Consider the following 20352-nt stretch of genomic DNA (forward strand, 5'->3'; position numbering starts at 1 on the left):
GCCCGGAGCGTCCTGCCGTGGTTTTTAGTCTCCCAGAATTCCCGGCAGGTTGAGCCCCTGTTCTTTCGCGCAGTCGATCGCGATTTCATATCCGGCATCGGCGTGACGCATCACGCCGGTGGCCGGGTCGTTCCACAGCACCCGTTCGATGCGACGGTCCGCGTCCTGCGTACCGTCGCAGCAGATGACCATGCCCGAATGCTGGGAAAAGCCCATGCCGACACCGCCGCCATGGTGCAGCGACACCCAGGTGGCGCCGGAAGCGGTGTTGAGCAGCGCATTCAGGAGCGGCCAGTCGGAGACGGCATCGGAGCCGTCCTTCATGGATTCGGTTTCCCGGTTCGGCGAGGCCACGGAGCCCGAATCCAGATGGTCGCGGCCGATGACGACCGGCGCCTTCAGTTCCCCGGTGCGCACCATTTCGTTGAAGGCGAGGCCGAGGCGATGGCGCTGGCCGAGGCCGACCCAGCAGATCCGCGCCGGAAGGCCCTGGAAGGAAATGCGCTCGCGCGCCATGTCGAGCCAGTTGTGCAGGTGCGGATCGTCCGGGATGAGTTCCTTCACCTTGGCGTCGGTCCGGTAGATGTCCTCCGGATCGCCGGACAGGGCGCACCAGCGGAACGGGCCGATGCCGCGGCAGAAGAGCGGACGGATATAGGCCGGGACGAAGCCGGGGAAGGCGAAGGCGTTTTCCAGCCCTTCCTCCAGCGCCATCTGGCGGATGTTGTTGCCGTAGTCGAGGGTCGGCACCCCGGCGTTCCAGAAATCGACCATCGCGGCCACATGGACCTTCATCGAGGCGCGGGCGGCCTTTTCCACCGCCTTGGGATCGCTCTCGGCCCTGGCCCGCCATTCGGCGACAGTCCAGCCCTGGGGCAGGTAGCCGTTGACCGGGTCGTGGGCGGAGGTCTGGTCGGTGACCATGTCCGGCTTCACGCCGCGTCTGACCAGCTCGGGAAAGACGTCGGCGGCATTGCCGATCAGGGCGACGGATTTGGCTTCGCCGGCCTTGGTCCAGCGCTCGATCATCTCAAGCGCCTCGTCGAGGGAATGGGTCTTTTCGTCGACATAGCGGGTGCGCAGGCGGAAGTCGGCGCTTTTCTCGTCGCATTCGACCGCCAGGCAGCAGGCGCCGGCCATGACGGCGGCCAACGGCTGGGCGCCGCCCATGCCGCCGAGGCCGCCGGTCAGGATCCAGCGGCCCTTCAGGTTGCCGTCATAATGCTGGCGGCCGGCTTCCATGAAGGTTTCATAGGTGCCCTGCACGATGCCCTGGGTGCCGATATAGATCCACGATCCGGCGGTCATCTGGCCGTACATGGCCAGTCCCTTCTTGTCGAGTTCGTGAAAGTGATCCCAGTTGGCCCAGTGCGGCACCAGGTTGGAATTGGCGATCAGCACGCGCGGCGCGTCCTTGTGGGTCCTGAACACGCCCACCGGCTTGCCGGACTGGACGAGCAGGGTCTCGTCGTCCTCAAGTTGCTTGAGACTGGCGACGATGCGGTCGAAATCGTCCCAGGTGCGCGCGGCGCGGCCGATGCCGCCATAGACCACCAGTTCATGCGGATTTTCCGCCACATCCGGATGCAGATTGTTCATCAGCATGCGCAGCGGCGCTTCGGTCAGCCAGGACTTGGCATTGAGTTCGGTGCCTGTCGGCGGGAACACGTCGCGGGCATTGTGGCGGCGGTCAACCATGGTTCGCTCCCTGAGTATCCTGAAGGTTTCGGGCAAGGGACGGGGCAAGGCCTTCCAGCGCGCCGAGAATGTCCCCGAGATGGGCGCGAAGACGTTCGGCCCTGGCCTCGTCATAGGCAAAGGGCGTGTCTTCGGTGGCAAGATGGGTCTTTTGCGCCAGTTCCATCTGGATGGCGTGGACACCGTCTGCCGGGCGCCCGTAGTGACGGGTCGTCCAGCCGCCCTTGAAACGGCCGTTGAGGACGGCGCTGTAGCCTTCGGCCGCCTGCGTCCGGCCGACGACGGCTTCCTCCACCGGTGCGGCGCAGGTGGTCCCGTTGTTGGTGCCGGTGTTGAAATCCGGCAGGGTGCCCTCGAACAGGAAGGGCACGACGGAGCGGATCGAATGGCAGTCGTAGAGGATGGCGACCCCGTGCCTTGCCTTTACCCGCTCCAGCTCGGCGGCGAGCGCGGCATGGTAAGGCGCATGCCAGGCCTGCCGGCGCGCCTCGATCTCGGCCGCATCCGGCTCCTCGCCGGCGTGATAGAGGGGGCGTCCGTCGAAATCGGTGGTCGGGCAGAGGGTCGTGGTGTTCTGGCCGGGATAGAGCGACACGCCTTCCGGATCGCGGTTGGCGTCGATCACGTAGCGATGGAAATTGGCGCGGACCATCGTCACGCCGGGCAGCAGGCCGGAGTAGAGCCGGTCGACATGCCAGTCCGTGTCGGCAAGCTTGCGGCCGGTCTCGTTCAGACGGGCCAGAATCTCCTGCGGCACGAAGGTGCCCGCATGGGGAACGCCCAGAACGAGAGGTCCGTCTCCCCGGGTGACGTCAACCGGCTGCATGGTTTCCTCCCAGCGTGATCAGATGCTCCGGCGACAGGACGGACACAAGGGCCCGGCTGCGCACGAGGTCGGCGGCCTTTTCCAGGTCGGGGGCCAAGTAGCGGTCCTTGTCGAGCGCGGGCACAGTCTCCCGCAGCCGGGCGATGACCGCCTGCAGCGACGGGCTGGTGCGCAGGGGCGCCCGATGCTCGATGCCCTCGATGGCGCACAGAAGTTCCACGCCGAGAATATGCGACAGATTGCGGTTCATGCGGCCGAGACGGCGGGCGCCATGGGCGGCCATGGAGACATGGTCTTCCTGGTTGGCGCTGGTCGGGGTGGAGTCCGTCGAGCAGGGATTGGCGAGATGCTTGTTCTCGCTCATCAGCGCGGCGGTGGTGACCTCGGCGATCATCATGCCGGAGTTCAGCCCCGGATCCCGGGCCAGGAACGGCGGCAGGTCGAAGGACAGTGTCGGGTCGACCATCAGCGCGACACGGCGCTGGGCGATGGCGCCGAGTTCGGCGACGGCAAGGGCGATCTGGTCGGCGGCGAAGGCGACCGGTTCGGCGTGGAAGTTGCCGCCGGAGACGATGCGGTCCGCGTCGATCAGCACCAGCGGATTGTCGGTGGCCGCATTGGCCTCGATTTCGAGCGTGCTTGCCGCCATGCGCAGGAGATCGATGCAGGCGCCTGCGACCTGGGGCTGGCAGCGGATGCAATAGGGATCCTGAACCCGGCTGTCGCCCTCGCGGTGGCTCTCGCGGATTTCGGAGCCTTCCATGATGGCTCGCATGGCCCGGGCAACCTCTATCTGGCCGCGATGGCCGCGCAGCTCGTGGATTTCCGGCAGCAGCGGCGCGGTCGAGCCCATGATCGCGTCGGTGGACAGGCTGGCGGTCAGCAGGGTTGCCTCCGCAAGCCGCCAGGCATCGAACAGGGCGGTGAGCGCGCAGGCGGTGGAAAACTGCGTGCCGTTGATCAGCCCGAGACCCTCTTTCGGTCCGAAGACGACGGGGTTCAATCCGGCCTTTGCCAGCGCCGTGCCGCCCGGCATGCGCTCACCGGCGAATTCGGCCTCGCCTTCGCCGATCAGCACGGCGGTCATATGGGCAAGCGGGGCCAGGTCGCCCGAGGCGCCGACCGAGCCCTGCGAGGGAATGACCGGCGTGACGCCCTTCTCGAGGCAGGCCTCGATCAGTTCCAGAACCTCGAAACGCACACCGGAGGCGCCCCGGCCGACGGAGAGCAGCTTGAGGGCCATCATCAGCCGCGTGGTGCTGCTGTCGAGGGCCTCGCCGACACCGCAGCAATGGGACAGGATCAGGTTGCGCTGCAGGGTGGCCGTGTCCTGCGCGGCGATCTTGACGCTGGCCAGCTTGCCGAAGCCCGTGTTGACCCCATAGACCGCTTCGTCGCCGCGTGCGGCGATGGCGACGCGTTCGGCGGCGAGATCGATCGCCGCTTGCGCCGACCGGTCGATGCGCACGGGAAGTTCCTGTCGGCAGATCCGTTCCAGATCGGCCAGGGTTACGGTGCCCGGTATGAGGGTAAGAGCGCTCATCGAGAGCCTCCGAAAATGCGTTTTTCCAGGGAATTGAAGCCGATCCGGTAGGAAAGCTCCGCCGGGTGGTTCACGTTCCAGATGGCAAGATCGGCGCGTTTTCCGGCTTCCAGCGTGCCTTGGTCGGTCAGACCCAGGGCCCTGGCGGCTTCGCGGGTGACCCCGGCAAGCGCTTCTTCCGGCGTCATGCGGAACAGGGTGCAGCCCATGTTCATGGTGATGAGCAGCGAGGCGAGGGGAGAGGAGCCCGGATTGCAGTCGCTGGCCAGGGCGACGGGCACCTTGTGCCGGCGCAGAAGCTCCAGCGGCGGATATTGCGTTTCGCGCAAGGTGTAGAACGCGCCGGGCAGCAGAACGGCGACGGAGCCGCTTGCGGCCATCGCCTTCACGCCGGCTTCGTCCAGAAATTCCAGGTGGTCGGCGGAAAGCGCGCCATAGGAGGCCGCCAGGGCCGCGCCGCCCAGATTGGACAGCTGCTCGGCATGGAGCTTGACCGGCAGTGCGAGTTCACGGGCCTTGTCGAAGACGCGGGCGATCTGTTCGGGGGAAAAGGCGATACCCTCGCAAAAGCCGTCGACGGCATCCACGAGGCCTTCCGCGTGGGCCGCCTCCAGCGCCGGCAGGCAGACCTCGTCCAGATAGGCGTCCGGCCGGCCCTTGTATTCGGGCGGGATGGCGTGGGCGCCGAGAAAGCTGGTCCTGACGCGGATCGGGCGCTGATCGGCGATCCTGCGGGCGGTCCGCAGCATGCGCAGTTCGGTCTCCCGGTCCAGGCCGTAGCCGGACTTGATCTCGATGGTGGTGACGCCTTCGGCGATCAGCGCGTCGATGCGCGGCAGGGCGGCTGCAAGCAAGGCATCCTCGCTGGCGGCGCGGGTCGCCCCGACCGTGGAGACGATGCCGCCGCCCGCACGGGCCACCTCTTCGTAGCTGGCGCCCTCAAGGCGCATTTCGAATTCCCGCGCCCGGTTGCCGCCGAAAACCACATGGGTGTGACAGTCGATCAGACCGGGGGTGACCAGCCGGCCGCCCAGGTCTTCCCCGTCGAGGGACGCCCAGTCGGCGGGCAGGTCCTTCGCGCTGCCGGCCCAGGCGATCCGGTCGCCGTCGATCACCAGCGCGCCGTCCGCGATCAGGCCGTATGGCGTGCCCGTTTCCACGAGCGTCGCAAGGCTGGCGTTGGTGAAAAGGCGCTTTGACAAGACCCGGCTCCGGCTTGATTAGATTGCGATATAAGATAATATGCATGCACATATTAACGTGTCAACGGAGGAATGAGCGGCATGGCGACGGTTTCCGGGATGACGGTTTTCGCCGAAAAGGCGCTGCTTGCGGACGGCTGGGCCGAGGATGTGGCGGTAACCGTCGATGCGGACGGCAGGATTGCCCGGGTCGAGCGGAACGCGCTTCCCGCAGGCGAGAGTGTCGGCATTCTGCTGCCCGCGCCGGTGAACCTGCACAGCCATGCGTTCCAGCGGGCCATGGCCGGCATGAGCGAGCGGCGCGGCGGCGAGGCGCGCGACAGTTTCTGGACCTGGCGGCAGATCATGTTCCGCTTTCTGGACGCGCTCGGCCCGGAGGACGTCGAGGCGATTGCCGCCTTCGTGCAGATGGAAATGCTGGAGGCCGGTTACGCGGCGGTCGGCGAATTCCATTACCTCCATCACCAGCCGGGCGGCGCGCCTTATGACGATCCGGCCGAGCTGGCCGGGCGGATCGTCGCCGCGGCAGGCGAGACCGGCATCGGCCTGACGCTTTTGCCGGTCCTCTATCAGTATGGCGGCTGCGACAGGCGGCCGCTGGCGCCGGGCCAGATCCGCTTCGGCAATGATGTCGACAGTTTCGCCAGTCTCCACGATCTGGCGTCCCGCGCCCTGAAGGCGCTGCCGGAGGATGCCGTGATCGGCGTTGCGCCGCATTCCCTGAGGGCGGTCGACGAGGACGGCTTGAAGAACGCGGTGGCGCTTGCCGGCCACCGGCCGTTGCACATGCATCTGGCCGAGCAGGTGGCGGAGGTCGAGGAGGTCCTGGCGGCAAGGGGGCAGCGTCCGGTGGAGTGGCTGCTCGCCAACCATGCGGTCGGTGAGACCTGGTGTCTGATCCACTGCACGCAGATGACCGCCGGGGAAACGCTGGCGCTGGCCGGGACGGGCGCCGTCGCCGGGCTGTGCCCGATCACCGAGTCGAGCCTGGGCGACGGCATCTTCGATGGCGTGCGCTATCTGGAAAACGGCGGGCGCTTCGGCGTGGGGTCGGATTCCAATATCCGCATCGCCCTGTCCGAGGAACTGCGGACGCTGGAATATTCGCAGCGGCTGCGCGACAGATGCCGGGCCTCGGTCGCCACGCCGGAACGATCCACCGGCCGGGTGCTTTTCGACGGCGCGGTTTCCGGCGGGGCCCGGGCCCTCGGACGCGAGTCCGGCGGGATTTGCGAAGGCCGCTTCGCGGATCTTCTGGCCCTCGACAGCACCGCCATCGATCTGGAGGGGCGTGCGGGAGACGAACTGCTGGATGCCTGGATCTTCGCCGGGGACGACCGGATGGTCCGCGACGTGTGGTCGGCGGGGCGGCATGTTGTTCGCGGCGGAAAACATGTAAAAGGCGATGCTATCCGTGCGCGCTACCGGGCCACCATGGCCTCGTTGCGGGACCGGCTCTAGCAGCCGGTCGGCATGGGCCTTTGAGGGGGGCTGGCAGCGACTTGAGTTTATCCGACACAAATTCCTGGAAGGGCATCCGCACCGAGCTTCTGCGGCGGATCCATGACCGGATCTGGCAGCCGGGCGAACAGATTCCCCATGAGGCGGATCTGGCGGAGGAATTCGGCTGCGCGCGCACCACGGTCAACCGGGCGCTGAGGGATCTGGCCCAGAGCGGCCTTGTGGTGCGCAAGCGCCGGGCCGGAACCCGCGTCGCGCTCAACCCGCCGCAGCGGGCGACGCTGACCATTCCGATCATCCGCGAAGAGATCGAGGCGCTTGGGCACACCTACCGGCACAGCCTGCTGGAACGGGATCTGAGGCCGCTGCCGCCGGTGCTGCATGGCGCCTTTCAGGTCACGCTCGGCGCCGATGTGCTGTTCCTCAAGACCCTGCATTTCGCCGACGACCGGCCCTATGCCTATGAGGAACGCTACATCAACCTGGAAGCGGCGCCGGAGGCGAGGGACCTGGCCTTCGACCGGATCAGCGCCAACGAGTGGCTGGTCCACAATGCGCCCTATACGCACGGCGACCTTTCCTTCTTCGCCGTGAACGCCGGCGACAACCTGTCCCGGCAACTGGACGCGGCGGAAGGGACGGCGCTCTTTGCCATGGAACGCATCACCTGGTCCGCCGACCTGCCGATCACCCATGTCCGGCTGATCTTCGCGCCGGGGTACCGGATGCGTACGGAGATCTGAGGGGAAGGTGGGGATGGCCGGTTTCGATCATGAACCAGAGAAACGGACATTCACGTCGATGGGGGCGCTGGGAGGTGCCGGTACTTTGCGGACACCCAATGCGCCATTCAAATACTGCGCTTAGTTCGTCAAACCTGCCATTCGTCGCAGCGCCGCGATCACAGAGTGGTGTTTCACCCCCTGCCGACGGAGGCGTCAGTCACGGTCCATTTTGTGTCGCATTTCCGGGCCGGCTTTTAAAACTATGACAAACCCTTCCATGAAACCTCTACATGCTGTGGTTTGATTGGTGGGTATCATCGATTGTTACTGCTTCAGAATTTTGTTCATGAAATGTTCATTCCTCTTGCTCGCCGTGATTCATGCTGCCATATTGGCAAAAATATTCCCGCACAAGAGGTCTGACAGGCATGACATCCTTTTCCGAACTGCGGCAAAAAGCAGGACTTAGTGTAGCGGAAGCCGCGCTGCATACAGGCTTCAGCGAGCGCACTGCCTATCGATGGGAAACCGGCGATGCTGAGCCCCGCAAGGCAGTCATAGACACGCTTCAGCATTTGGTAAAAACACGGTCGTCCGGCCCGGCGCAGTTTACCTTCATCGACCTATTCGCCGGAATCGGCGGCCTGCGCCTTGGGTTCGAGGCGATTGGCGGCCAATGCGTGTTTACCTGCGAGCGTGACAAATACAGCCAGCAGACCTACAAGGCGAATTTCCCCGGTGATGATCACGACATTACGGGCGATATCAATGATGTGGAGCTGGGCGAGATTCCGCAGCATGATGTGTTACTGGCAGGCTTTCCTTGTCAGCCTTTTTCGATTGCCGGTGTGTCAAAGAAAAACGCCTTGGGCCGAAAGCATGGCTTTGCTTGCGATGCGCAGGGGACGTTGTTTTTCCGGCTGGCTGAGATCATCCGCCATCACCGGCCCAAGGCGTTTCTTCTGGAGAATGTCAAAAACCTGGTCAGCCACGACAAGGGAAAGACCTTCCATGTCATTCGCGAGGTGCTGGAAGAAGAGCTAGGCTATCACATCGACTGGCGTGTGATCGATGCAAAATCGTGGGTGCCTCAGCACCGTGAGAGGATTTTTATCGCGGGGTTCCGCGAGGACTGCGGCTTCAGCTTCGAGGATATGGTCGTTCCCGATCCTGTCAGGGGGCCAAAGCTCGAAGCTATTTTGCATCCTGAAGACGGTCAGGAAGCGCCGGAGCCGCCCTACACCGGCGGCAATATAGGTACCGTATCCGAGAAATACACCCTGACGCCGAAGCTCTGGCAGTATCTCCAAGACTATGCGGCCAAGCACAAGGCAAAGGGCAACGGTTTCGGGTTCGGCCTTGTCGGGCCGGAAGACACCGCACGCACTCTGTCCGCGCGCTATTTCAAGGACGGTTCCGAAATCCTGGTGCGCCAGGATGGCAATCGCCCGCGCCGCCTGACGCCGAGGGAATGTGCCCGGTTGATGGGCTTCGAAACGGAGGAGCGCCATTTCGCCATTCCGGTGTCTGATACCCAAGCCTATCGCCAATTTGGCAATGCCGTGGTCGTGCAGGTAGTCGAAGCGGTTGCACGTCACATGCAGCCTTGGCTGGCCGTGTGTCTCCAAGATCAGGCGCATTCTGCGATAGCAGAAAGCGCCTGATCTGAATGGTGGACATTGTAGATAGCGCTACACGCAGCCGCATGATGCGCGGCATACGGGGCAAGGATACCAAACCGGAAGTGCAGTTGCGCAAGGCCCTATTTGCCAGAGGTTTTCGTTACCGGCTACATGTAAGCTCCCTGCCTGGTTCGCCGGATATCGTCCTGCCGAAGTATCGCGCCGCGATTTTTGTGCACGGATGTTTCTGGCACGGGCACGACTGTCATCTATTCAGGCTTCCGGCTACGCGCACGGAATTCTGGCGCGACAAGATCGAGGGCAACCGGCAACGTGACAGCCGCACGCTTCTGGAACTGCAGGCAGCTTCTTGGCGTGTACTGACCGTGTGGGAATGCGCGATGAAAGGCAAAACCCGGCTTGCCTGTGACGAGCTGGTGCAGCGTGTGTCGGTATGGATTACGGGCAACTCCGTCCGGAAAGAAATTGCAGGCAGCGTATGAGCGAGCAGAATGAGTTTGATTTTGAGCAGGGTGACAGCCGTACCGCTGAACTTCTGACCGGATTGATGAATCGGGCGGAGCGCATCTTGGTCAAGAAGCTTTCCAATAACGACCGCGACTGGGCAAAATGCACCAACAAGCACCAAGGCGGGGTCTACATCTCTGCCGAACAGCGCGACGGCGGCTTTTTTCCGCCGCTCGCTGTCAAAGAGCGCGACGACCCAAGGGGCGCTGATATTCGCGAAGCTTGGTTCTCCACACTTTGGCCGCAGGCTAAAGTCGGCGACCGAGAAAAGCGCTCCCGTATCGTGCACTATACAAGCAAGGGGCCGGAGACGCACGTGACGCGCCTGCCCAAGGATCCTTTTGCGTGGCTCTCCCCTGCCTCATTTATGGTAATGGGACGTCTGAAAGGTGACGGAGAACCAGTCTATGAGTGCCTGACGGTCAACTCGGCAGCCGAAGAAGCGGATTTTCTTGCCGATCTATTCGAAATTGGCCCCGACTTTCTAGTCGGAGAATTTGAGCCCTCCGCACTGAAAGCCAAGGAGCATGAGCGAGTGCTCGATTTTGTCGAGCAACTAATCGGGGCATGGATGGCGGGAACCATCAGCTCCTTTGCCCGCGAGCATGCGGTCATGCCGCCAACTGAGGCGCTGGCACGTATGGCCCGAGAAGCTTTCCTCAAGCAAAATAGTATGGAGCAGCTCAATCCTTTCGAGATGGAATGTCCCGGCAACGCTTTGCGCGAAATCAGCCGCAGCATCGAATGGGACCTGTTCCGTGAATTCCAGCGCCGCGAGCGTTCCGTCGAGCTGGTACGGATTGTATTGGGCGATGAGCCTGGCTCCATTGAGCCCCCGGATGTGATCCGCAAGCTGGTTGACGAGCTTCCGGCCATCGACGCGCTGATGCTGTCTGCTGCCCAGCAGCGCAAATCGCGGGCGGGCTATTCCTACGAGCATCACATCGAGGCGATGCTGATAGGCGGAAATATCCCATTCGAGAAGCAGGTCGTCATCGAAGCCCGCAAACGCCCGGATTTCATTTTACCCTCACAGATCTTCGTGGATAGCGGAAAACCGGAAGCTTCTTCGGGCCTGATCCTGAGCGCAAAGACCACGCTGCGTGAGCGCTGGAAACAGGTAGAGCGGGAGAAGGGCAGCCGGAACCTGTATCTTACCACGGTTGACGAAAACATCGCGGGTAACGCAATCAAGGATATGGCCTCAATCGGTGTGAAACTGGTTATCCCGGAAAGCCTGATGGAGACGAAAGAAACCGAGTATGAGGGGCACGACAACGTACTGACTTTTCGCAAGTTTTGCGCAGAAATCGTGAAACCATCGATGAAATATTGGCACTAATTTAAGCGAGAGAGGCCGGGCAGTGCGGTTGAAAAATTCGAAGTTGGCCGAAACCTTGGCGCGAAAGTAAGTTTTTGATCATTCTGTATTCTGACAGATTCTCCGCGCGAACCTCCGTTTCCACTATTGGCTAGACATGCCATAGCGGCTGCAGTGAAAGTCCTCCCCCCGCCCAACCTGCGAATTCACTGCATCTGCGATGAATGTCTGCTTTCAGGCGTAGGACGAAAACGGAGGCCCCCCTCATCACGACGCGAAACCGGACGATAGTTAGCCGGCATATCATCATCCGCCTCAGGCCGTATCCCGCTCTCGGCAAAACACCCTTCCCCCGGAACGGGGAAAGGGTGTTTCAGCGACCGGTGGCGTCACCATTCAGTCGATCACGGAACCTTCCTCGTCCCGCTTCATGTGGCGCATGCGGGCCTTGACGACCTTGCCGAAGATGATCGGCAGGAGGAAGCCGATGACGGCGAGGGTCCACAGGCCGATGGACAGGGGGCTGTCGATCAGGGCGAACCAGTCGCCGTTGTCGATGGTGATCGCCCGGCGGAGATTGTTCTCCATGGTGTTGCCGAGCAGGGTTCCCAGGATGATCGGCACCAGGGGCACGTCGAGCTTGCGCAGCACCCAGCCGAGGACGCCGAAGCCGACCATCACCATGAGGTCGAAGGATGAACCGGAGATGCCGTTGATGCAAGACGCAGCGAATGACCGGACCGAGCTCGGAGTTGCAGATGACGATGGCGCTGGGATCAGCGTATGATTATTCGCTCGAATGTCGCGAGTGGTGTCGCGGTATCCAAGCATTTCCGCCACTTCTGTCACATTCGTTCCGTCCCGTTCGAGAAGCTCACAGGCCATTTGCTCTCGTGCCCGTTCGACAATTCTCGAAAAGTTGGTTCCTTTTTCCATTAGATGACGTTGGAGTGATCTTGAACTGATGCTCAGCGACCGGGCGATATCCTTCAACCAGGGCCTGGAGCATGGAAGTGCGCAGTGTATCGCACGCTCGATCGCCTCGATTTCGAAGTCTACCTTGCTCTGGGTCAAAGTTTGAACCTGCTGAATGCCATATGGTTGTTTTGAGAATATGCGCCAGCATAGGGCTAAGTTAGTCAGAATACGCCAACTCAGACTTGGGTTGCATTTGTCGCATCGTGATCATTTTGGCTTACAATGATCAAAACCAATCTGGCTTGAAACGGTATATCCGGGTCGGCGTCTCTGGGAGGAAACGCTTTGATTGGTAATATGGGGAGGTGCGGTAAATGAAGCGGATTTCAACCTGTAGAGCAGCATATCTGATTCCGTTTATCGAGATTCTTCGCGATATCGGGGTGCCTCTCGAACGAGAGTTGGTGCGGGCAAGATTGCCGGTTCTTGTCGAGGAAACGCCCGAAGATTTCGTCAGCAACATCCTTGCCTTGGAGTTCCTCGCCAGGTGTGAGCGCCGCGAAGGCATCGCCGATCTTGGTTGGCTCTGGGCGCGGCAGTTTTCATCATCGACCTTCAGCGCCGACCTGCTGGCAGCGACACGGTCTTTGCCCACGGTCAGAGCGCGACTTGAGCGCCTGGCCAGCCTGATCCAGCTTGAAGATTCCGATACCCGTGTCGGGGTTGTCGATGACGATGGGACCGCCGAGATCTATTGTGACGGCTCGCCGCCGCAAGGACTGGGCGGGGTGGCGATCTCGGAATGGACCCAAGTCATGGTCTTGATCGGGATGGTGCGCAGTATCGCTGGCAAAAGCTGGTCTCCGGACGAGATCAGGTTCAAATCCGATTTCAGTGTTTGTAACGAGGCGCGCGCGGCAAACCCGAATACGCGCTTCATCAAGAAGTCGAAACACACTTCGATCGTCGTCCCTTCGTCGGTTCTTGCGACCAGTACCCCGATCTGCGTGACGGCATCATTGCCGGCACAGGACATTTGTGCCGATCATGACGCCACCGGCAATCTCAAGCGATTGCTGCGGCCCTACCTGCTCGGAGCGGCACCCAAAATCAAGGTGCTTGCCGAAATTGCCGGAACGAGCCAAAGGACGCTACAGCGCAATCTCGGGCAAGCCGGGATCAGCTATTCAGAGTTGATCGAAACCACCCGTTTCGAAATGGCGACCGAGATGATGAGGGATACCAATATTCAACTGATCGATGTCGCGATGACGCTTGGCTATGAAAACCAGTCCAATTTCGGACGCAGTTTTCGGCGCATTGCAGGGATGAGCCCGGGCAAGTATCGCCGCCAGATGCTTAATTAGGGCCATGCCGCCTGATTTGGCGTGACATGACCAAAACTTGCCTCCCCCACGACTAGTCTGCCAGTGGCAATACCGCCTTCTCGAAGCGTCAAGGCGCATATTTTTCTAAAGAAGCCAGTGACCGCTGTCTGGAGACGGCCGTGACCCCTGAGGGGAAAGAAGGCAACTGGATCCAAATCGTTCCTGGCAAAAGCCGGTTCATCATCCTGCGGATGTTTGGGCTTTTGGATCCTTGGTTGAACAAGACTTGGCGCCCAAGCGAGATATATTCAGGGAGAAGCTCATGCCTTTCAAGAAAGCGACGTCTTTGTTCGGATTGTTGACCGGTGTCGCGATGGCCGCGCTTGCTCAGCAGGCCGTTGCTCAAGGGACCGGCCTGACGACACAGAAGACTTACGTGGGCGAGATCGAGTTCCAGGGGCAGTCCATAACCAAGAAGTCTGCGGAGTTCCTTCATCGCCGGCTTCTGGAGCAGCGCGCGACCCAGTTGGTCACCTGGGCAATGCCGATGATGAATTTCGAAACTCTGTATCCGGCGCTGTTGAGCAATCTGAAGGCGTCCAACGGCCTGGACATTGCCGCTGATGACATCTTCTTCGGGCTCTATGACGGATATGACGGTGTTTACCCGTTCATGACCGCCAATGTGACCACCCCCTACACGATTGCTCATTCGGATCTGTCGCAAACCGGGCCGGTGGTGCTGGACTTGCCACCAGGCGCAATTTACGGCGTGGTTGATAACGCCTGGATGCAACCCATCCACGAGATTGAAGGCCAGGCCGGCAAATTGCTGCTGGTCGGGCCCGGGCAGGAATACCCCAGGGACTTTGACGGAGAGATCATTCAGTCGGACACTTTCCGTGTGCTTTACTTCTACCGGGCCCTGGGTGTTGGCGAAGAGGCCAAGGCGCTGCGCACGGCGGTAAAAGCCTACAAACTGTCAGAGGCTGACAACCCGCCGCAAACAAAATTCATCAAATACACGCCCAAGGACGGCGACAAGATCGCACTCAACACCCAGCCGCGCGACATGCGGTACTGGGAGCTGGTGAACACCTATGTTCAGCGCGAACCCGTGGCGGACCGTGACCGGTTCTTCTATGCGTGGCTGAAAGATCTGGGTATCGAGAAGGGCAAGCCGTTCGCCCCGACAGCCGAACAGAAAGAGATCCTGCTGGGGGCTTTGGATGTGGGAATGGCCATGTCGCAGGCGATTTCCTTCAACAAGACCCGCGATATGTTTCCGACGTCGCTATACGGCGACAACTCCGGGTTCGAGGATGCAATGGCCGGCATGGATCCGAAAATCGATCTGCCGACCTACTCGATGTTCAACGAGCGGGCCTCCTATGGGTTCGAGGCAACCACCACCTCAGCTGGCATGGTGTCCCGCGTTGCAGGAAAAGGCTCGGCCTATCTGGGATCTTACTACGATGCTGATGGCGACGCTTTGATGGGCGGCAATACCTATACGCTGCACATCGGGCCGAAGCCGCCGGCGGCCAACTTCTGGTCGGTGACGGTCTACGACATCGAGAACCGCCTGATAATCCGCAATGAGAGCAAGCGATCCGACCGTTCATCGCGCACAGAAGGTCTTCTTACAAATCACGACGGGTCCGTTGATCTGTACTTCGGTCCGAAGGCGCCGCAAGGCAAGGAAATCAATTGGGTGCAGACCAAAGAAGGCGAATCCTTCTTTGTCTACCTGAGGCTTTACGGTCCTGAACAGGCCTATTTCGATCAGTCCTTCCCGATGACACCGATAAAGAAGGTCATCGACTGAGGTTGAAGGTTTGAAATGACGCCAATGACTGTGTGGGATGTCCATGCCCCGCACCTTCCAGGTTCAAGAGGAAATCGATTATGAAATCTCTCCATCTCTCCTTGATATTAGGCACAACGCTCCTTGTCTCGGGGGCCACGACAGCGGCAGCGGTGGACGCACCGAAGATGAAAATGACAACGGACATTCCGGCAGGTCTCACCGCGCCGGACAGTGTTGAGACATCCATCGGAACAATGAAGTTTTTTGACGGGGTGCCTGATGGGGCCAGCGTCGCGGCGAGCTATGATTTTCTTGACCGCTCCCGCGCCGTCAATGTCTTCATCAATTCTATCCCGATGATGTCCGCTTATATGTTGCGTGAGGGACAGGCGAGCATCGGGGCCGACGCCAGCAACAAGATTGCCATCTGGGACAACCTGATGGATTCGAAAACTCTGCTGCTGACCGGCAATACATCGACCATGTACGCGGTTGGATTTCTGGATCTGGCCAAGGACGGTCCGACGGTGATCGACCTGCCGCCCGGCATGCTCGGCGTGCTCGATGACATGGCCTTCCGCTACATGACGGATCTGGGCGTTGCCGGACCGGACAAGGGCAAGGGTGGCAAGTTCCTGGTGCTGCCGCCGGACTTCAAGGGCGAAGTACCAGACGGGTATTTCGTGGTGCCGTCAAAGACCAACGGTGTCTGGGTCTTCACCCGCGGTTATCTGGACAAGAGCCTGCCGCTGGACAAGGCGATCCCCGCCGCATCCAAGAATATCCGCGACAATATGAGGGTCTATCCTCTGGCGTCCCAGGATAACCCGCCCGCGACCGAATTCATCAATGTGTCCGGCAAGGTCATGAACACGATTGTACCCAACGATTACAGCTTCTTCGAAAAGTTGCATCAACTAATCCAGGGTGAACCGGACGATTACCTCGGGCCCGAAGCCAAGGGCATGATGGCTGCCATCGGCATCGTCAAAGGGCAGCCCTTTGCGCCCGATGAGCGGATGAAAAAAATCCTGACCGACGCAGCTGCGATCGGAAACACCGCCGTCCGCGCCATCAGTTATTTCCCGCGTGACCCGGGCAATCAGATCTACGGCAAGGAAAGCGCGTGGATCATGGCCTATGCCAACAAGGACACCGCCTTCCTGAAGGATGGCGCCTATAACCTCGAAGCCCGGGCGTTGTTCCACTTCGGTTATATCGTCGTCTCACCCGCCATGGCGGTGACGGTAGCCGGCAAGGGGTCGGACTATGCTCTGATTGCTGCGGATTCCAAGAAAAAGGCGTTGGATGGCTCCAAGACCTACAAGCTGACAATGCCGCCCAACGTGCCTGCCAAGGATTTCTGGGCGTTGACGATGTACGATACGCAGACGCGTTCGCAGCTTCAGACCGATCAGCAATTCCCGACACTTGGCAGCCAGACCGAAGGGATCGACACAAACGCCGACGGCTCCTACGACATCTACTTCGCACCCAAGCCGCCCAAGGGCAAAGAAGGCAACTGGCTCCAGACTATCCCAGGCAAGAGCTGGTGGTTGGCGCTGCGCCTTTATGGTCCTGAACAGCCGTGGATCGACCAGAGCTGGCGTCCGGGTGAAATCGAATTGGTGAAGTAATGAAAAGCGCCGCCGCGGATCTGAGCCGCGGCGGCGCCCTGTTGGGGCTTTCCAATCGAAGGCAGTGTTGACTGCTGGAAAACCTGGACGATTACGGAAGAGCTGGAACAGCCAGTATCACTGATGCGCACGCAGAGTTTCCGGGAGTTATTTCTTGTCTGAGAAGATTTTCTGACAGATTTGTTTAATTGAGATGGAGTTATATATGCGATTTTTAAAAAATACTCTGTCGCAAGTGCCGCCATACTCGGTCTTTCTCTGGCCGATCTGTCGCTGCAGGGGGCAGGCTGCTGACAATGCCGAATTGGCCAGACAACTTGCCAATCCGATCGCCTCTCTGATCAACGTACCGTTCCAGTTCAACTATGATCAGGGCCTGGGCCCCAACAATGGCCAGAAGGCATTCGTCGCCTGCAATCGGCTCCCGTAAAACCTTTGTTCGGGCGATGGGAATGCGGCGCGTTCTTACTGGGACAGGCCTTTTTTGAAGCGATCGTAGCTCGCCTTCATTTTCAGACCGAGCTCTTTTGCCGCCTCGCCAACTTCTTCGGCACTCTTTTCAAACTGCGCGGTCGACAGGAACTGGTCCCATTCACGGGTCACTTCCTGCCATTCGTCTTCGGCGTCCTTTGACGCGAGGTGCAATTGCAGGCGCAGTTCATCGCGTGCCTGCTCAAGTTCTTCCATCATTTTCTTGATATTCATCACCAGTCTCCAAACCCCTAAGTACGGGGCGCCTCCCGCAGCGTTTGTGCGCGTACTTCGATCATGATTCTAGGAGGTTGTGATTCCCTGATTTGGTCATATCGCGCCACGTTTATGGGTCATCGAAAGGAATTGGCGCGATCTGACCAAAATCCAGGGGCCAGCCATGCGAGATTTAGGCAGCTAACGGTCGGTTCGCCAAAGAACCAGCCGACGTCTTTCAATCTGGAGACTGACATGGTGACAAAATCGCTTCTAGTTCTGTCATTGGCCGCACTCGCCCTGGCAATCGCTCCTGCCCGCGCGGAGAGCCCCGCGTACAAGATGACCACGGACGTTCCCGCCAATACCATCACACCTGACAAGGCGGAGACGCGCTTGGGAACGCTCGAGTATTTCGACGGCATTCCCACGGATGAGACCGCACAGAAGGTCTGGGATCATCTGGATTTCAGCCGGGCCGTCGAAGCGATGATCACCCATGTGCCCACGGCCTCTCTGGTTGGCTTTCGCAAGGGCCTTCGTGAATTTGGGCCAGACAACGAGACCATGATCATCTTTGAAGGCCGCCTGGATCCACGTGCGTTGCTGCTGACTGGCAACACCACGGTGGTCTACAGCTTCATGTGGATCGACCTGAAAGACGGCCCGATGGTGATGGAAACCCCGCCCAACGTACTGGGCATCGTGGATGATGCGTGGTTCCGCTATCTGACAGATTTCGGCAACGCCGGTGACGACAAGGGCGAGGGCGGCAAATACCTTCTGGTTGGACCTGATTACGAAGGTGACATTCCTGACGGTTACATTGTCAAAAAATCCAAAACCTATGGTCATTGGCTGGCGATGCGCGGCTTCATGAAGAACTTTGACGCCGATCCGGTTGTTACCAACATGAAAGAACACTTCAAGCTTTACCCGTTGGGCTCAGAGCCCAAAGACGTGAACTGGGTCAACGTGTCGGGCAAGGCGTTCAACACACTGCACGCCCAAGATGAGACGTTCTTTGAAGAAGTGAATGAGATCGTGCAGGAAGAGCCGTATTTCTCGTATGACAACGAAAGCATTGGTATGCTTGCTGCAATCGGGATTGAAAAAGGCAAACCTTTTGCACCGGATGCCCGGATGCAAAAAATCCTTAAGGAAGCTGCCGCAGTTGGGACCGCAGCAATGCGAAGCATCGTGTTCAACAACCGCGATGAAACGGTCCGGCCCTATCCAAACAGCAAAACATGGGAAGTTGGGTTTGCAGGTGGCAGTCATGAGTTCCTGCGCAACGATGCGAGCCTGAGTGACTACCGCGCCCGGTTCCATTTCTATGCGACCGGTATTACGCCTGCGATGGTGAACCCCGGCGTCGGCAGAGGCTCACAGTACATGATCGGCGCGCACGATTCCGAAGGCAGCCCGTTTGATGGCGCCCAGACCTATACCATGCATGTCCCCCCTGATGTGCCTGCGGCGAATTTCTGGGACGTGACGCTGTATGACAACCAGACGCGATCCCTGATGCAGACCGATCAGAATTATCCGGGTGTCTCGAGCATCGACGAAGCCATCGTCAAGAACGCAGATGGCTCCTATGACATCACGTTCAGCCCCGAAAAACCCGAGGGTGACGTCAACTGGCTGCAGACCATTCCCGGCAAAGGCTGGAACATCCTGTGGCGGATCTACAGCCCGACCCAGCCATGGTTCGACAAGGCCTGGCAGCCAGGTGAAGTCGTGCAGGTCGAATAACCCCTCAGCTTTGGGCGACACAGTTACCGGTGTCGCCCAGACCAACCCTCAGATGCTGCATCGAGGAGATCCAATGATGGAAAAAATGCACACGTGGAAAACGCGTTGGCTCGTGGCGGTTCTTTTGGCCCTTTATGTGGGTACCGGACCAAATGCATGGGCCCAAAACGCTCCTGATCTGTCCCAGGCCAACAACCCGTTGGCCGCATTCAACACGTTCAATTTGCAGAACCAATACAACGGCAACCTGAGCAATCTGGATACCAACTCAAACGCGTTCTACTTGCGGGGAGCTTTGCCGGTCAGTGTCTTCGGGGGCGATTGGCTGGTCCGCGCGACGCTGCCGATCAATACGGTTCCCACGTCGCTGACCGGAGGACACACCACCGGCATCGGAGATTTCAACGTCTTCGCAGCTTATCTGATCGATACCGGGATCCCCGACCTCAGTTTCGGCATCGGGCCACAGATCACTGCCCCGACAGCGACGGATCGGACACTTGGATCGGACAAGTTGTCCCTTGGCCTTGCCAATGTCCTTTTCAATTACAGTAACCCCAAGTTTCAGTGGGGCTACCTGCTGACCTGGCAGGCTAGTGTCGCCGGCGACAACGATCGCAAGGACGTCAACGCGGGTGCTTTTCAGCCCTTGTTGATCGGACAATTGGGCGACGGCTGGTACGCCCGCTCGACGGCAATCTGGACCTACGATTTCGAAAGCGACAATTACAACATTCCTCTGGGATTGGGGCTCGGCAGGGTCATCAAGGGAAAGAAGGCCATCATCAACATGTTTGTCGAACCTCAAATTTCGGTGGCTTCACGAGGGGCTGGCCAATCCGAATGGGGCGTTTTCGGCGGCATCAATTTTCAATTTCCGAAATAGCCGGCACGGAGAAAACTATGCGCAAGACACTGATGACTGCACTGCTCGTTTCGACAGGAATGACAGCCAGTGCCTGGTCACAGGAGGCGGCTCCGGTCGGTGATGTGTTTACCGACGTCACGATGAAAAGGACGATCTATAGGTCAATTCGTGATGCCTAGCCACCGAAGCATGGAGTTTTGCGGTCACGATGCCCGCTGCTGAATTTCTGGTCGTGACATGATCACTCTAGGCGCAAAGCCGCCGTTGGTTCGAGGTGCAACGAACTACCGCTCCCCTGAAGGTTTTTCGATGCGGGCCGCTGTGTGGCGGTTGCCGCGGAGCAGGCATCGGTCCGCGTTGACAAACCTCGGAAGGAGGAAGCCGCGGGGCCTTGGCGGGGGGTCTATGGGGAAAGAGGCA

General features: G+C 60.0%; 16 protein-coding genes and 1 pseudogene. 11 read left to right on the forward strand and 6 right to left on the reverse strand.

Annotated features, from left to right (window positions below; genetic code table 11):
* Positions 1 to 24: 24 nt before the first annotated feature.
* The 4 genes from hutU to hutI are packed head-to-tail and all read right to left on the reverse strand — an operon-like array spanning position 25 to position 5269.
* Complete coding sequence (gene hutU / locus DCO57_RS20320) at positions 25 to 1698, reverse strand: urocanate hydratase (RefSeq protein ID WP_116700752.1); 1674 nt, start codon at positions 1696 to 1698, stop codon at positions 25 to 27.
* Positions 1691 to 2524, reverse strand: coding sequence for an N-formylglutamate deformylase (gene hutG, locus DCO57_RS20325; protein WP_116700753.1), 834 nt, complete (start codon positions 2522 to 2524; stop codon positions 1691 to 1693). The genes hutU and hutG overlap by 8 nt, the downstream gene beginning before the upstream one ends.
* Positions 2511 to 4067: a histidine ammonia-lyase gene (hutH, locus tag DCO57_RS20330; RefSeq protein ID WP_116700754.1), complete on the reverse strand. Its 1557-nt coding sequence runs from the start codon at positions 4065 to 4067 to the stop codon at positions 2511 to 2513. Before hutH ends, hutG begins: the two co-directional genes overlap by 14 nt.
* Positions 4064 to 5269, reverse strand: a complete 1206-nt coding sequence (gene hutI, locus DCO57_RS20335; RefSeq protein WP_116700755.1) for an imidazolonepropionase — start codon at positions 5267 to 5269, stop codon at positions 4064 to 4066. The genes hutH and hutI overlap by 4 nt, the downstream gene beginning before the upstream one ends.
* An 81-nt stretch (positions 5270 to 5350) precedes the next feature.
* Here hutI and DCO57_RS20340 point away from each other — a divergent pair, with 81 nt between their 5' ends.
* The 5 genes from DCO57_RS20340 (at position 5351) to DCO57_RS20360 (ending at position 10947) form a co-directional block, all read left to right on the forward strand.
* On the forward strand, positions 5351 to 6730 hold the full coding sequence (locus DCO57_RS20340) for a formimidoylglutamate deiminase (RefSeq protein WP_116700770.1): 1380 nt from the start codon (positions 5351 to 5353) through the stop codon (positions 6728 to 6730).
* A gap of 41 nt (positions 6731 to 6771) precedes the next feature.
* On the forward strand, positions 6772 to 7473 hold the full coding sequence (locus DCO57_RS20345; RefSeq protein ID WP_116700756.1) for a UTRA domain-containing protein: 702 nt from the start codon (positions 6772 to 6774) through the stop codon (positions 7471 to 7473).
* 410 nt (positions 7474 to 7883) lie between these two features.
* Positions 7884 to 9119 carry a DNA (cytosine-5-)-methyltransferase gene (dcm, locus tag DCO57_RS20350; RefSeq protein ID WP_116700757.1) on the forward strand — a complete coding sequence of 412 codons (1236 nt, stop codon included), beginning with the start codon at positions 7884 to 7886 and terminating at the stop codon, positions 9117 to 9119.
* Positions 9120 to 9124: 5 nt separating this feature from the next.
* Positions 9125 to 9580 (forward strand): DNA mismatch endonuclease Vsr, encoded by a 456-nt coding sequence (vsr, locus tag DCO57_RS20355; RefSeq protein ID WP_116700758.1) that lies wholly within the window; start codon positions 9125 to 9127, stop codon positions 9578 to 9580.
* Positions 9577 to 10947 (forward strand): type II restriction endonuclease, encoded by a 1371-nt coding sequence (locus DCO57_RS20360; protein WP_165814796.1) that lies wholly within the window; start codon positions 9577 to 9579, stop codon positions 10945 to 10947. Before vsr ends, DCO57_RS20360 begins: the two co-directional genes overlap by 4 nt.
* 375 nt (positions 10948 to 11322) lie before the next feature.
* Here DCO57_RS20360 and DCO57_RS24155 read toward each other — a convergent pair whose 3' ends face one another.
* Entirely contained in the window at positions 11323 to 12000 is a 678-nt protein-coding gene (locus DCO57_RS24155; RefSeq protein ID WP_116700760.1) for a helix-turn-helix domain-containing protein, read from the reverse strand.
* A gap of 218 nt (positions 12001 to 12218) precedes the next feature.
* Here DCO57_RS24155 and DCO57_RS20370 point away from each other — a divergent pair, with 218 nt between their 5' ends.
* The 4 genes and pseudogenes from DCO57_RS20370 to DCO57_RS24000 all read left to right on the forward strand — a co-directional run.
* On the forward strand, positions 12219 to 13211 hold the full coding sequence (locus tag DCO57_RS20370; RefSeq protein WP_116700761.1) for a helix-turn-helix transcriptional regulator: 993 nt from the start codon (positions 12219 to 12221) through the stop codon (positions 13209 to 13211).
* A gap of 283 nt (positions 13212 to 13494) precedes the next feature.
* Positions 13495 to 15000: a DUF1214 domain-containing protein gene (locus DCO57_RS20380; protein WP_116700763.1), complete on the forward strand. Its 1506-nt coding sequence runs from the start codon at positions 13495 to 13497 to the stop codon at positions 14998 to 15000.
* An 80-nt stretch (positions 15001 to 15080) separates the two neighbouring features.
* The gene (locus DCO57_RS20385; RefSeq protein WP_116700764.1) at positions 15081 to 16619 is read left to right on the forward strand and encodes a DUF1254 domain-containing protein; all 1539 of its coding nucleotides are present in this window, start codon (positions 15081 to 15083) and stop codon (positions 16617 to 16619) included.
* Between the two features lie 295 nt (positions 16620 to 16914).
* Positions 16915 to 17022 (forward strand): annotated as a pseudogene (locus tag DCO57_RS24000) (transporter); the annotation flags it as partial.
* A gap of 62 nt (positions 17023 to 17084) precedes the next feature.
* Here DCO57_RS24000 and DCO57_RS20395 read toward each other — a convergent pair.
* Positions 17085 to 17324: a hypothetical protein gene (locus tag DCO57_RS20395; protein ID WP_116700765.1), complete on the reverse strand. Its 240-nt coding sequence runs from the start codon at positions 17322 to 17324 to the stop codon at positions 17085 to 17087.
* Between the two features lie 237 nt (positions 17325 to 17561).
* Between DCO57_RS20395 and DCO57_RS20400 the strand changes: the two genes are divergently transcribed.
* Together DCO57_RS20400 and DCO57_RS20405 are read left to right on the forward strand one after the other, a co-directional pair.
* Positions 17562 to 19064 carry a DUF1254 domain-containing protein gene (locus DCO57_RS20400; protein WP_116700766.1) on the forward strand — a complete coding sequence of 501 codons (1503 nt, stop codon included), beginning with the start codon at positions 17562 to 17564 and terminating at the stop codon, positions 19062 to 19064.
* 73 nt (positions 19065 to 19137) lie between these two features.
* A complete protein-coding gene (locus DCO57_RS20405) occupies positions 19138 to 19950 on the forward strand; it encodes a hypothetical protein (protein WP_208978062.1) in 813 nt (270 codons plus the stop codon).
* The last annotated feature ends 402 nt before the right edge of the window (positions 19951 to 20352 follow it).

Source organism: Labrenzia sp. 011 (genome assembly GCF_003075075.1).
In the GTDB taxonomy this organism is placed as follows: domain Bacteria; phylum Pseudomonadota; class Alphaproteobacteria; order Rhizobiales; family Stappiaceae; genus Roseibium.